This is a genomic window from Bacillus sp. BR3(2024), from assembly GCF_039134555.1.
GTDB lineage: Bacteria > Bacillota > Bacilli > Bacillales > Bacillaceae_G > Bacillus_A > Bacillus_A cereus.
The window spans coordinates 5,082,605-5,096,481 of record NZ_CP152433.1 but is presented as its reverse complement, the minus strand read 5'-3'; the positions used below and the strand labels follow the sequence as shown (position 1 = coordinate 5,096,481).

The following is a 13,877-nucleotide window of genomic DNA, read 5'->3' as shown; positions in this document are numbered from 1 at the left end:
TCATTTTTGGTTTTTAAATAGAAAATAATGTGCATAGTCCTATTAATAAATGTGATAACGTATCTAAATTGATAAAGTAAATTCGATGAATAGTTGATCTTTATCTATTCGTGCTACAGGAGAAATGAAGATAATGGTTTCCTATTTATTGAGTTTTGGGATGGAAAGAGTAATTGAGATTCTTAAGGGGAGCTTTCTATAAAAAGATAGAAAGTAAATACATTCACAAGAAGGGAGCTCAATATGGAAAAATTGCTAATTGAAGGCGGAAGAGCTTTAAATGGAACAATTCGAGTAAGTGGTGCAAAGAACAGTGCCGTTGCATTAATTCCAGCGACAATTTTAGCAGATACTCCAGTAACTATTGGTGGTGTCCCTAATATTTCGGACGTGAAAATGTTAGGAGACTTACTAGAGGAAATTGGAGGGAAAGTAACTTATGGACAGGAGGAAGAGATGGTAGTCGATCCTTCTAACATGGTTGCAATGCCTTTGCCAAATGGAAAAGTGAAAAAATTGCGCGCTTCTTATTATTTAATGGGTGCAATGCTTGGCCGTTTTAAAAAAGCTGTTATTGGGCTTCCGGGTGGATGTCATTTAGGACCGAGGCCGATTGATCAGCATATTAAAGGGTTTGAAGCGCTAGGTGCACATGTTACGAATGAACAAGGTGCCATCTATTTAAGAGCAGATGAGCTACGCGGGGCACGTATTTATTTAGATGTTGTTAGTGTAGGAGCTACGATTAATATTATGCTAGCAGCTGTACGAGCGAAAGGTAGAACTGTTATTGAAAATGCAGCGAAAGAGCCTGAGATCATTGATGTAGCTACATTGTTAACAAGCATGGGAGCACGTATTAAAGGTGCTGGTACTGACGTAATCCGAATAGATGGTGTTGACTCTTTACATGGTTGTCACCATACTATCATCCCAGATCGTATTGAAGCTGGTACGTATATGATTCTAGGAGCTGCATCAGGAGGAGAAGTAACGGTTGATAACGTTATTCCTCAGCATTTAGAATCAGTTACTGCAAAGCTAAGAGAAGCTGGTGTTCAAGTTGAAACGAACGATGATCAAATTACGGTGAACGGTAATAGAAAGTTAAAAGTAGTTGATATCAAAACGCTTGTATATCCAGGTTTTCCAACGGATTTACAACAGCCGTTTACGACGCTTTTAACAAAGGCACACGGGACAGGAGTTGTAACAGATACAATTTACGGTGCCCGTTTCAAACACATTGATGAATTACGTCGTATGAATGCTCAAATTAAAGTAGAGGGTCGTTCGGCAATTGTAACTGGTCCTGTGTTACTGCAAGGTGCAAAAGTGAAGGCGAGTGATTTACGAGCAGGAGCGGCACTTGTTATTGCAGGGTTAATGGCAGATGGAATTACAGAAGTAACAGGACTTGAGCATATTGATCGAGGTTATGAGAATATAGTGGACAAGCTTAAAGGGCTTGGTGCAAACATTTGGCGAGAACAAATGACAAAGCAAGAAATTGAAGAAATGAAGAACGCATAAGTGATACTTCCGCAAGGGGGAAGCGAAGCATCACTACTTGCGGAAGTACACTTTATAGAAAAACACGGTTCACAAAATACGGCAGAAATATAAAGGCTTAAAGGAGAGGGATTATCGTGGAAAGAAGTTTATCTATGGAGTTAGTACGTGTAACAGAGGCTGCAGCTTTATCATCAGCGCGTTGGATGGGGCGCGGGAAAAAGGATGAGGCAGACGGTGCAGCAACATCAGCTATGCGTGATGTATTTGATACAATTCCGATGAAAGGTACAGTTGTAATTGGTGAAGGTGAGATGGATGAAGCACCAATGCTATATATCGGAGAGAAATTAGGTACAGGATATGGACCACGTGTAGACGTTGCGGTTGATCCTTTAGAAGGGACAAACATCGTAGCAGCTGGTGGCTGGAATGCTCTTGCTGTCATTGCAATTGCAGACCACGGTAATTTGTTACATGCCCCTGACATGTACATGGATAAAATCGCGGTTGGCCCAGAAGCAGTTGGGGCGGTCGACATTGATGCGCCTATTATTGATAACTTACGTGCAGTTGCGAAAGCGAAAAATAAAGATATTGAAGATGTTGTAGCGACAGTTTTAAATCGTCCACGTCATCAAGAAATTATCGAAGAAATTCGTAAAGCTGGTGCGCGCATTAAATTGATTAATGATGGAGATGTAGCTGGAGCGATTAATACAGCGTTTGATCGTACAGGTGTAGATATTTTATTTGGATCTGGTGGAGCACCTGAAGGTGTATTAGCAGCAGTTGCTTTAAAATGTTTAGGTGGAGAAATTCACGGAAAATTATTGCCACAAAACGAAGCTGAATTAGCACGTTGTAAAAAAATGGGCATAGAAGACATTAATCGTATCCTTCGTATGGAGGACTTAGTAAAAGGTGACGATGCAATCTTTGCAGCAACAGGCGTAACAGATGGAGAACTATTACGCGGTGTTCAATTTAAAGGTAGCGTAGGAACAACGCAATCCCTTGTTATGCGCGCAAAATCAGGCACAGTTCGCTTCGTAGATGGTCGTCATAGCTTAAATAAAAAACCGAACTTGGTTATTAAGTAAAAAGCGTAAGCAGCTCCTTCAGAAAGGTTAAAATGGTCGATCTTTCTAACTATCGGAGCTGGAACTAAATTAAATAAGAAGCGAAGACAAATTTTCTTGTCTTCGCTTCTTGTATTTGTGTTCCAACGTATTGATTAAAACTAGATAAAAGGGTTACAATAGTGAATATTACCCTACTTGAACTTATTGCCTTTCATTATTAATTATTTGCCTTCCGTATTTTTTCCCTTTACCCATGAAAAAAGAGAATAACGTTAAAGTGTGGTGTCTGAATGAATTTGTCAATTGCAGCATTAGAAAACATGAAATTAAAAGAGTTATACGAGCTTGCGAAAGAATTTAAGATTTCGTATTATAGCAAGTTAACGAAAAAAGAGCTGATTTTTTCTATTTTGAAAGCTCGAGCAGAAAAAGAAGGTTTCTTTTTCATGGAAGGCGTATTAGAAATTATTCAATCAGAAGGATTTGGATTCCTACGTCCTATCAACTATTCTCCAAGCTCAGAAGATATTTATATCTCAGCTTCGCAAATTCGTCGTTTCGATTTACGTAATGGAGATAAAGTTTCTGGTAAAGTACGACCTCCGAAAGAAAATGAACGCTATTTTGGGTTATTACAAGTTGAAGCTGTAAACGGAGATGATCCAGATTCAGCAAAAGAGCGTGTGCATTTCCCTGCATTAACACCATTATACCCAGATCGCCAAATGAAATTGGAAACGGAACCGAAAAAGTTACCGACACGCATCATGGATTTAATCGCACCAGTTGGATTTGGACAACGTGGTTTAATTGTTGCGCCTCCAAAGGCTGGTAAAACAAGTCTATTAAAAGAAATCGCGCACAGTGTTACAACAAATCATCCGGAAGCAGAACTAATTGTACTTTTAATTGATGAGCGTCCAGAGGAAGTAACAGACATTGAACGTTCTGTTAAAGGAGATGTTGTAAGTTCTACTTTTGATGAAGTACCAGAAAATCATATTAAAGTAGCTGAGCTTGTGTTAGAACGTGCGATGCGTCTTGTAGAGCACAAGAAAGATGTTATCATTTTAATGGATAGTATTACCCGTTTAGCTCGAGCTTACAACCTCGTTATTCCACCAAGTGGTAGAACATTATCAGGTGGTATCGATCCAGCTGCCTTCCATAGACCGAAGCGTTTCTTTGGAGCTGCACGTAATATTGAAGAAGGCGGTAGCTTAACAATTTTAGCAACAGCCCTTGTTGATACAGGATCACGTATGGACGATGTTATTTACGAGGAATTTAAAGGAACTGGAAATATGGAACTTCACTTAGATCGTTCATTAGCTGAACGTCGTATCTTCCCAGCGATTGATATTCGTCGTTCTGGTACACGTAAAGAAGATCTATTAATTCCAAAAGAACATTTAGACAAGTTATGGGGCATTCGTAAGACAATGCGTGATACACCAGACTTTGTTGAAAGTTTCTTACGTAAGCTTCGTCAAACGAAGACAAATGAAGAGTTTTTACAAAACATTGTTGCAGACTCGAAAAGGTATGTAACAACTAAGTAAAGGGAAAAAATCAAGACTCGCTTATTTTATAGTAAGCGAGTTTTTTATGCTGTTTAGGTGATATTAAAGAGAGAAATAAGTGAAAGAACCTGAGCTAGTCAGAGCTGGATGAGCTCCCTCCAGCGGCTAAAATCTCTGGTCATTTCGCTCTCTCGCATGAAGCAAAAAGCGCTTCAAGATCGAGAGTTCGAAGTGTCCTGGATTCTTAAGTAATATCCAGTTCTGGTGGCTAGCTCTTCGCATCTAAGAACCTTCCGCCCGAAAGGTAAAAAGCACCTTTAGGGCGAAAGAGCCTTAACTGGTCAGAGCTGAGCGAGCCACCTCCACTTTTAAGATAATATCCAGCTCCAGCGGCTAGAATGGTCGGTGGCTTCGCGTCTTCCTACAAGGTAAAAAGCACCTCTACGTCAGAAGCTCCATCCCCCTCCCATTCTGAACGAGCCGCTTCTGCTTTTAAAATCAAAAAGACAAAAACAGGTAGTTGCAAAATGAAGTTAGCCTTGTTATAATTTCATCATATGTGTTTCATCAATATAGTTGTGTATGCAACTGAAGATGAAAAACTCTGTTTCGAAAATGATTCAGGGCGGAAGGAGATGAAAAGAATGAAAGCAGGAATTCACCCAGATTACAAGAAAGTTGTATTCATGGACACAAACACAGGCTTCAAATTCTTAAGCGGATCTACTAAAGGATCTAACGAAACTGTTGAGTGGGAAGATGGTAACACTTATCCATTACTAAAAGTTGAGATCAGTTCTGATTCTCACCCATTCTACACTGGACGTCAGAAGTTTGCTACTGCAGACGGACGCGTTGACCGCTTCAATAAGAAATACGGTCTTAAGTAATAAAAACATAAAACAGGCAAGTGTATGTATTCGCTTGTCTGTTTTTTTTGCGAAAATATTATACCTTTACCCTACTTTTAACTGAAAAGTAGATGAAAGGAGAGCTTCATGTACTTAATAAATCAAAATGGCTGGATTGAAGTGATTTGCGGTAGTATGTTTTCTGGCAAGTCAGAAGAGCTAATCCGCCGTGTGCGCCGTACGCAATTTGCAAAACAACATGCAATTGTATTTAAACCATGTATTGATAATCGATATAGTGAAGAAGATGTTGTATCACATAACGGATTAAAGGTAAAAGCAGTTCCTGTTTCAGCTTCAAAGGATATATTTGAACATATTACAGAAGAGCTGGATGTTATTGCAATCGATGAGGTGCAATTTTTTGATGAGGACATTGTGGAAGTGGTGCAAGTATTGGCAAATCGTGGCTATCGTGTCATTGTAGCTGGTTTAGACCAAGATTTCCGTGGTCTACCATTTGGACAAGTTCCTCAGCTGATGGCGATTGCTGAACATGTGACAAAACTACAAGCAGTATGTTCTGTATGTGGATCTCCAGCAAGTCGTACACAACGATTAATTGATGGAGAACCAGCGGCATTTGATGATCCAATTATTTTAGTTGGAGCTTCAGAATCGTATGAACCACGTTGTCGTCATTGTCATGCAGTACCTGCAAACAAAGATAAGTAAAACTCGCTGCGCAAGGCGGGTTTTTTCAAAATAGAGAGAATGAGCGGTGTGAGCCGCTTACGCTTTTAAATATAATTTGCGTTTTTTTGAGTAAGTACCATATACTATTTGTATTAGATACTAGGATGTAGAGGTGAATGATGTGTTAGATCGTTTGCAAGCTGTAGAAAATCGTTATGAGAAGTTAAATGAATTGTTAAGTGATCCAGCGATTATTAGTGATTCAAATAAGCTTCGTGAATATTCAAAGGAACAGTCTGATATACAGGAAACGGTAGAGGTGTATCGTGAGTATAAGGATGTTCGTGAGCAATTAAAAGATGCGAAAGCAATGTTAGAAGATAAGTTAGACGCAGAAATGCGTGAAATGGTAAAAGAAGAAGTTTCTGAGTTAGAATCACAAGATAAAACATTATCAGAGCGTCTGAAAATTTTACTTGTTCCAAAAGACCCTAATGATGATAAGAACGTTATCGTTGAGGTTCGTGGAGCTGCTGGTGGAGACGAGGCAGCTTTATTTGCTGGTGACTTATACCGTATGTATAGCCGTTACGCTGAGGTACAGGGCTGGAAAACGGAGATTATTGAGGCTAGCTATACAGAGTTAGGTGGATATAAAGAGATTATCTTTATGATTAATGGTAAAGGTGCTTTCGCGAAGCTGAAATTCGAGAATGGCGCTCACCGTGTACAACGTGTTCCTGAAACGGAATCTGGTGGACGTATTCATACATCTACAGCAACTGTAGCTGTATTACCAGAGGCAGAAGAAGTAGAAATTGATATTCATGAGAAAGATGTTCGTGTTGATACATTCGCTTCTAGTGGACCTGGTGGACAGAGCGTTAATACAACGATGTCAGCGGTGCGTTTAACGCACTTACCGACTGGTGTAGTTGTATCTTGTCAGGATGAGAAATCACAGATCAAGAATAAAGAAAAAGCGATGAAAGTATTACGCGCACGTGTTTATGATAAGTTTAGACAAGAAGCGCAAGCTGAGTATGATCAAAACCGTAAACAAGCTGTTGGTACGGGAGATCGTTCAGAGCGTATTCGTACGTATAACTTCCCGCAAAACCGTGTTACAGACCATCGAATCGGTTTAACGATTCAAAAGCTAGATCAAATCTTACAAGGTAAGTTAGATGATTTCATCAATGCCTTAGTGATGGAAGATCAGGCTCAAAAGATGGAGGCAGCTGAGTAATGCGTGTCTATGAAGCCCTGAAATGGGCTTCTTCTTTTTTACAGGAAAATGGACGAGATGAAAATGCGGGAGAAATTGTCCTTTGTCATGTATTAAAGGTGAACAGAACAGGATTACTTATGAATATGCGTGAAGAAATAACTGAGGAACAAGAGAAAAGCTTTACGGAGTTTATCCATAAGCATGTAGAAGGTATTCCTATTCAATATATGATTGGTTATGAAATGTTTTATGGACGGTCTTTCTTTGTGAATGAAGAAGTATTAATACCAAGGCCGGAAACAGAAGAGCTTATAGTGGGAGTATTAGAAAGAATCGAGCGCCATTTTGGTGATGAGAAACTACATGTAGCAGATATAGGTACAGGTAGTGGAGCGATTTCTATTACGCTTGCTTTAGAAAATAAAAATCTTCATGTGTATACAGTAGATATTGCACAAGAGTCGATTGAAGTTGCAAAAGAAAATGCAAAAGCTTTAGGTGCAGAAGTAACGTTCTATCACGGTGATTTATTGTCACCATTTCATAAAACGGGTCAAAAGCTAGATGTTGTTGTTTCAAATCCTCCATATATACCGGAAGAGGATTGGCGTGGTCTTTCTCCTGTTGTGAAAGAGCATGAGCCGAAGAGAGCACTTGTTGGTGGTGAAGACGGATTAGATTTCTATCGCCGTTTTATGGAAGAATTGCCGAATGTGTTGCAGAAGAAAGCGATTGTAGCGTTTGAAATTGGAGTAGGACAAGGTGAGGATGTAAAAAGATTGTTACAACAAGCTTTTCCACATGCTCATGTTGAGGTTGTTTTCGATATTAACGGAAAAGATCGTATGGTATTTGCAGAGATGGAGTAAGGTTCACACCTTACTCTATTTTTTTGTGGAAAAATTCATATAGATTTTGAATTTAATAGTTTAGAAAGATGAAAGTCTGTCCACACTGTTTGTAGAAGGGACGGTGGAGGAAATGAAAAAACAAGTTATTGCTTATCTTCTTATACTATTAATTGGTGCACAGTTACTTGTGCAGTTTGGATATATGAAAGCTGATGCGAAAGGGCCTTCAGTTATTCCGAAAGAGGCCGTTCGATTACGAATTTTAGCAAATAGTGATTCAGATAAAGACCAGGCATTAAAGCGTAAAGTGCGTGATGAAGTAAAAGCACAAATTGATGGATGGGTAGCGGATTTAACTTCATTTGAAGAGGCGCGCAAAGTAATTCAAAGTCATATTCCAGAAATCGAGAAAACGGTGGAAAATACGTTAAAAAGAGAAGGAAGTAAAGAATCATTTCAAGTGAAATTTAGTAAGAATGTAAAGTTTCCTACAAAGGTATATGGGAATTTTATTTATCCGGCAGGAGAATATGAAGCGGTATTGATTACAATTGGAGAAGGTGAAGGGGCGAACTGGTGGTGTGTATTATTTCCACCAATGTGTTTCTTAGATTTTTCGAGTGGGACAGCTGTAAGAAAAGAAGAGCACGTTGTGAAGGCGGAATCTCCTGAAGAGGAGCAGGTGAAACAACTAGATAAGGAAGTAGTAAATACAGAAGAGAAGAAAGTGGATAAGGTAAAAGAAACGAAAGTTGTAAAACAGGAAGTAGTAAAAAAAGTAACATCTTCTGAAAAGAAAGTAGTAAAAAATGAAACAAAAGTCGAAGAGCAGCCTGTAAGTAAAGAAGAAACAAAAAATGTGGAAAAAGTGGAGAAACCTGTGGAGAAAAAACAAGAACAGCAAAATGAGTATGTAAAAGTAGAAGAGGAAGAAGAAAAGCCAGAAGTTAAATTGTTTATTGTAGAAGCTTTTACATCTTTATTCTCTAAATAGTACTATTAATAAATCCCTCCTCATATATAAAAATGAGGAGGGATTTATTATGAAGAAAGTGTATTTTGCTACGAAAGCAGATGTGGAAAGATTACATTCTTTTTTCGGACAAGCTAATAAAAAAGATGATAAAATAAATGAGTTGTACGCACAATTTATGATTTTGGAAGAGGCGGAAGAAATACGAGCTGTAATTGGTTATGAACAAAGTGGGGAAGATGTACTTATTCGTTCTTGTTTATTCACACCTCATGTGGATAAACAGACTTTCTTATATTTTTTTGAAATGTTTTTGCAGTATATGAAAGAAAAAAGTGTTCAACAATTGTACTTACTAACAAATCATCCACAATCTGTACCGATCTTTCAGTTCTTTGACTTTTTTACTATAGAAAAGGATGAGGTTCCAGAGGGAATTCAACAGCTAGAACATTTTTGTAAAAATATAAAAGAGCAGAATGCAATAATACTAAATTGTCAGCTATTCACAAAGTTATCCACGGATTAATTAGGTTTATCCACATTTTGTGGATAAACCTTGTTTGTCTTTTGGATAAATCTCATAGTAAACTAAAAATAGACAAGTATTTAAGGCTAGAAAAGGACGTGGAAAAAAATGCATACAAATATGTGGGTTGTGGATAATGTTGTGGAAAGAAAAAAATATTATCCACAGTTACAAGAAGCAGCAAAATTATTAAGAGAAAATGAGGCGGTTGCTTTCCCTACGGAAACAGTATATGGGTTAGGGGCAAACGCGATGGATGATGAAGCAATCGCGAAAATTTTCGAAGCGAAAGGAAGACCGAGTGATAATCCACTCATTGTCCACATAGGTACAAAATCTCAGTTAGATGGGATTGTGAAAGAAATTCCACCAGTTGCAGAGAAGTTAATGGCACATTTTTGGCCAGGACCATTAACAATTATTTTGCCGAGAAAAGAAGGAATTTCAGAGAAGGTGACGGCAGGACTTAATACGGTTGGAGTAAGAATGCCTGATCATCCAATTGCACTTGCTCTTATTGAAGAGGCGAATGTACCTGTTGCGGCACCAAGTGCGAATCGTTCAGGGCGTCCAAGTCCAACATTAGCTTCTCACGTATATGAAGATTTGAATGGGAAGATTGCAGGTATTGTTGATGGTGGTGCAACTGGAGTAGGCGTTGAATCAACTGTAATTGATTGTACAAGCACGGTTCCAACAATATTACGTCCAGGTGGGATTACGAAAGAACAATTAGAAGCGGTGATAGGTACTGTTTCTTTAGATCCAGCTTTAAAGGATGAGAAGGAAAAACCGAAATCGCCTGGAATGAAATACACACATTATGCGCCGAAAGCACCACTTAGTATTGTCGAGGGCTCACGTGAGTTTATTCAGCATCTTGTGGATGAGAAAAAGAAAGAAGGATTTAAAGTAGGCGTATTAACGACAGAAGAGTATCAGCATGTATATAGTGCAGATGTTATATTATCTTGTGGTGTTAGAAGTGACTTAGCTAGCGTTGCGACTAAATTATATGATGTACTTAGAACATTTGATGCAAGTGAAGTGGATGTTATTTTTAGTGAGTCATTCCCTAATGAAGGAATAGGGAATGCAATTATGAATCGTTTAACGAAAGCGGCAGGACATCATATTATTATTGAATGATAAGGTAAGATTAGCAAACAGAATATTTCTCCTTGGATAAGCATATTGTGAAGTAGCACGTCCAAGGAGGGGCATGAATGACGTTTGAACAGCTAATACCTTTAATAATTATGGCATTCGCCTTAGGGATGGATGCGTTCTCGGTGAGTCTTGGTATGGGGATGATGCCCCTAAAGTTAAGACAAATCCTGTATATTGGTATGACGATAGGGATATTTCATATTATTATGCCGTTTATAGGAATGGTACTAGGTCGTTTTTTATCAGAGAAATATGGAGATATCGCACATTTTGCGGGTGCTATTTTATTAATCGGACTAGGGTTTTATATCGTATATTCGACCATTTTACAAAATGAAGAGACTAGAACTGCCCCTATTGGAATTAGTTTATTCGTATTTGCATTTGGCGTCAGTATAGATAGTTTCTCAGTAGGGCTTAGTCTTGGTATTTATGGGGCACAGACAATTATTACGATTTTACTTTTTGGATTTGTTAGCATGTTATTAGCGTGGATTGGTTTATTAATTGGGAGACATGCGAAAGATATGCTCGGTACATACGGTGAGATAGTAGGTGGTATCATTTTGGTTGGGTTTGGATTATATATCCTTTTTCCTATATAATTTTATGTAGGAGGGAATTATGAACAAGCTATTGGAATGGTATGTTAAGTTTTTAACCTTCTTTCCTCGATGGCTAAGAAGACTTATAATTTGGGGTATTATTTTGCAAATTTCGATGTTAGGTTGGATTAAGTTAATTCGTGAATGGTGAGATAGTTCCTTTCTGTGAATATTTTGTTTGTACTATATTTATTACGCTAAAAATTACAGATATAGAAAGGATGAGATGAATGACGAGATTGAAGCAAGTTTTTGGTATTATTATTAGTTTTTTTGTTTTTTGGTTTAGTATGCTCGGTGTACAAATGTTTGCTGAGTTTTTAGATATTGAGTCATTGAAATTTGTTGCGGGAAAGACTGAGGCGGCGCGTGCCTTTTACTCTCCGTACCCGTTTTTAATTGTTTTTCTTATTACATTGCTTTCCCTATACTTCTTCGTAATTAAGCTAGGGAAGCCGAAAAAAGAGAAAATGCCTACTTTAGAGGAAAAGAAGGAAGAATTACAATGATAAAATCCCCTGCTAAAAAGCAGGGGATTTTATATTTGAGTGATGGGAGGAATCTAGCTGCCTCCGCTTTTAGATATTATCCAGTTCCAGTGGCCAGCTCTTCGCATCTAAGAACCTCCCGCACGAAAGGTAAAAAGCACCTTTTGTGCGAGAGAACCTTAGCTGGTCAGAGCTAAACGGGCCACTTCCACTTTTAAACTGGCCTAACTAATTCAAATTGTTCTCCTAATTTTGCATAGTTGTGTCCTGCTAGGCGGCTTATTGGTTTGAGTCCTTCGGCGTGAATGCGCCCTTTTTCATATAGATGTTCGGCAACGTGGAAACGAACGACGCGTCCAATTAGTAGATCACAAGCTGGTGAGTCTTCCGTTCCGCCAAGTGGAATTGCACGTTCTAATACGCATTCCATTCGAATATTTGCTTCTTTTACACCTGGAACAGAGATGACTTCACTTTCGATTGGTGTTAGTTTTGCTAGTTCAATTTCACTTTCATTTGGCGGGAGGTTAGCTGCTGTTTCGTTAATTGCTGCTACATATGATTCGTCAGAAATATGTACGACAAATTCTCCTTTTTCAATTGCGTTTCGGGAAGTGTCCTTTCTTTCTCCTGCTTTTCGTTGTACAGATACTGAGATAAGTGGTGGATTAGCAGCGACAATATTGAAATAACTATATGGTGCTCCGTTTAGTACACCTTCTTTTGTTACAGAAGTAACGAATGCGACAGGACGAGGGATGATACTTCCGGTAAGTAATTTGTAATTATCTTTTTCAGTTTGTTCATTTGGATTAATGGATAACATGCTTGTAATCCCCTTTCTAAATATGAATACTTATTGTTTGTTTACAAGATAACGATGAGAAAATCCTGCTGGAAATAATATTTTGTTTCATAAAAAGAACTTACTTCAATTGTAATGAAGTAAGTTCTTTTTCAAGAATCTCAAATTTGAGATAAAAATTAAAGTAAAACGTATGCGCCAGGTCCGATTAAAGCTACACCAACAGCGACAGCGATTAACATTAAGTTATATTCATATCCGTTTTGTGTTACCCAGTAACCATTTTTTCCGTGAACAGTGAAGATAGCCATTAACATTGTTCCAACGATAAATAATGAACCAACTACAATGAAAATACCTGATGCGAATAAGAAACCACCTAGTAATTCAGTTGCGCCAGCCATAAATGCCATAAATACACCAGGACGTAAACCGATTGACTCCATCCAGCCACCTGTTCCTTTTAAACCGTAACCGCCGAACCAACCAAATAATTTTTGAGCGCCATGACCCATGAATGTAATTCCTATAATAAGACGAATAATAAGTAGACCGAAATCCATCATTTTAAAAACCTCCTAAAAGTTATTAACTTACCTTACGTAAGTAATAATAAAATAGTTACTTACTATAGTCAAGTGGATTTTGAAAAAAGTTTGAATTAAATTTTACAAATTAACAACAAAAAATAAAATGTAGTAAAGACCTCTAGACAAGTTGGGCAAAAAAAGAGAAAATATAAATAGAAGTTAACTTCTAATTGTTATTCAGACAATCAGAATTGACTGGAATTTTGTGAAGCGCTACAATAAGAGTCTATTAGTAATGACATAATTTATTTCGAAAGCGTTTTTACAGTATAATATTCGAAGTATGAAGTCTTACATGTATCCCGAGTTTTACTAGGGATTGCCCTATAAACTTTTAGGTAAATTATAAGGAGGACTATCCTATGTTTAAAAAATTATTCGGTCTTGGTTCAAAAACAAATGAAGAAACAATCGTAGCTCCATTAACTGGAGCAGTGAAAAATATTGAAGAAGTACCAGATCCAGTATTTGCTGGTCGTATGATGGGTGACGGTGTTGCAATTGATCCTACTGAAGGTGTAGTTGTATCTCCAGTTGATGGTGAAATCGTACAATTATTCCACACAAAACATGCTATCGGAATTAAAGCGAAAAACGGTACAGAAATTTTAATCCACGTTGGATTAGAAACTGTAAAAATGGAAGGTGAAGGTTTCGAAGCTCACGTTTCTGAAGGCCAAGCTGTAAAAGCTGGAGATAAATTAATCTCATTCGACTTAGAATTAATCCGTGAAAAAGCGAAAAGCACAATTACTCCAATTGTTATTACAAACACAGATGCAGCTGAGTCTATTAAGACAACTGTAGGCGTAGCAGCTACAAAAGGTTCAACAGAAGTAATGAAAGTTACAATGAAATAATTGCAATATAAGAGGAATCCGTTTCGTATGAAATGGATTCCTTATTTTTGTTGCGTGTTCAGTATGTATGTTAAAATACTCTAGGCACTTGGAAATAGGGTTTCACAT

The 13,877-nt window shown here is 37.9% G+C and carries 16 protein-coding genes; 14 read left to right on the top strand and 2 right to left on the bottom strand.

Features of this window, described 5'->3' with window-relative positions; genetic code table 11:
• The first annotated feature begins 243 nt into the window (after positions 1–243).
• The 13 genes from murA (at position 244) to V7S45_RS26275 (ending at position 11,535) form a co-directional block, all read left to right on the top strand.
• The gene (murA, locus tag V7S45_RS26335) at positions 244–1,533 is read left to right on the top strand and encodes a UDP-N-acetylglucosamine 1-carboxyvinyltransferase (RefSeq protein WP_000413254.1); all 1,290 of its coding nucleotides are present in this window, start codon (positions 244–246) and stop codon (positions 1,531–1,533) included.
• A gap of 116 nt (positions 1,534–1,649) precedes the next feature.
• Entirely contained in the window at positions 1,650–2,615 is a 966-nt protein-coding gene (glpX, locus tag V7S45_RS26330; protein ID WP_000442340.1) for a class II fructose-bisphosphatase, read from the top strand.
• Between the two features lie 272 nt (positions 2,616–2,887).
• A complete protein-coding gene (gene rho, locus V7S45_RS26325; RefSeq protein WP_001053903.1) occupies positions 2,888–4,159 on the top strand; it encodes a transcription termination factor Rho in 1,272 nt (423 codons plus the stop codon).
• A 605-nt stretch (positions 4,160–4,764) separates the two neighbouring features.
• Positions 4,765–5,010: a type B 50S ribosomal protein L31 gene (locus tag V7S45_RS26320; RefSeq protein ID WP_000643433.1), complete on the top strand. Its 246-nt coding sequence runs from the start codon at positions 4,765–4,767 to the stop codon at positions 5,008–5,010.
• 108 nt (positions 5,011–5,118) lie between these two features.
• Entirely contained in the window at positions 5,119–5,706 is a 588-nt protein-coding gene (locus V7S45_RS26315) for a thymidine kinase (RefSeq protein WP_025688625.1), read from the top strand.
• A gap of 142 nt (positions 5,707–5,848) precedes the next feature.
• On the top strand, positions 5,849–6,916 hold the full coding sequence (gene prfA / locus V7S45_RS26310) for a peptide chain release factor 1 (protein ID WP_000887064.1): 1,068 nt from the start codon (positions 5,849–5,851) through the stop codon (positions 6,914–6,916).
• Positions 6,916–7,767 (top strand): peptide chain release factor N(5)-glutamine methyltransferase, encoded by an 852-nt coding sequence (gene prmC / locus V7S45_RS26305; RefSeq protein WP_001267065.1) that lies wholly within the window; start codon positions 6,916–6,918, stop codon positions 7,765–7,767. Before prfA ends, prmC begins: the two co-directional genes overlap by 1 nt.
• A 112-nt stretch (positions 7,768–7,879) precedes the next feature.
• On the top strand, positions 7,880–8,743 hold the full coding sequence (gene spoIIR, locus V7S45_RS26300) for a stage II sporulation protein R (protein WP_025688628.1): 864 nt from the start codon (positions 7,880–7,882) through the stop codon (positions 8,741–8,743).
• A gap of 49 nt (positions 8,744–8,792) precedes the next feature.
• Positions 8,793–9,251: a mechanosensitive ion channel protein gene (locus V7S45_RS26295; protein ID WP_000758437.1), complete on the top strand. Its 459-nt coding sequence runs from the start codon at positions 8,793–8,795 to the stop codon at positions 9,249–9,251.
• Between the two features lie 108 nt (positions 9,252–9,359).
• Entirely contained in the window at positions 9,360–10,400 is a 1,041-nt protein-coding gene (locus V7S45_RS26290; protein WP_000557353.1) for an L-threonylcarbamoyladenylate synthase, read from the top strand.
• A gap of 77 nt (positions 10,401–10,477) precedes the next feature.
• Entirely contained in the window at positions 10,478–11,026 is a 549-nt protein-coding gene (locus V7S45_RS26285) for a manganese efflux pump MntP family protein (protein WP_000142475.1), read from the top strand.
• 19 nt (positions 11,027–11,045) lie between these two features.
• Positions 11,046–11,177: a hypothetical protein gene (locus tag V7S45_RS26280; protein WP_001037634.1), complete on the top strand. Its 132-nt coding sequence runs from the start codon at positions 11,046–11,048 to the stop codon at positions 11,175–11,177.
• A 79-nt stretch (positions 11,178–11,256) separates the two neighbouring features.
• Positions 11,257–11,535 (top strand): DUF3935 domain-containing protein, encoded by a 279-nt coding sequence (locus V7S45_RS26275; RefSeq protein WP_000197472.1) that lies wholly within the window; start codon positions 11,257–11,259, stop codon positions 11,533–11,535.
• A gap of 193 nt (positions 11,536–11,728) precedes the next feature.
• Here the strand turns inward: V7S45_RS26275 and V7S45_RS26270 are convergent, their stop codons facing one another.
• Positions 11,729–12,340, bottom strand: coding sequence for a flavin reductase family protein (locus V7S45_RS26270; protein ID WP_000949055.1), 612 nt, complete (start codon positions 12,338–12,340; stop codon positions 11,729–11,731).
• Between the two features lie 158 nt (positions 12,341–12,498).
• On the bottom strand, positions 12,499–12,885 hold the full coding sequence (locus V7S45_RS26265) for a DoxX family protein (RefSeq protein ID WP_000968616.1): 387 nt from the start codon (positions 12,883–12,885) through the stop codon (positions 12,499–12,501).
• A gap of 386 nt (positions 12,886–13,271) precedes the next feature.
• On the opposite strand from V7S45_RS26265, the gene V7S45_RS26260 reads away from it, so the two are divergent.
• A complete protein-coding gene (locus tag V7S45_RS26260) occupies positions 13,272–13,769 on the top strand; it encodes a PTS glucose transporter subunit IIA (RefSeq protein ID WP_000473665.1) in 498 nt (165 codons plus the stop codon).
• Positions 13,770–13,877 lie beyond the last annotated feature (108 nt).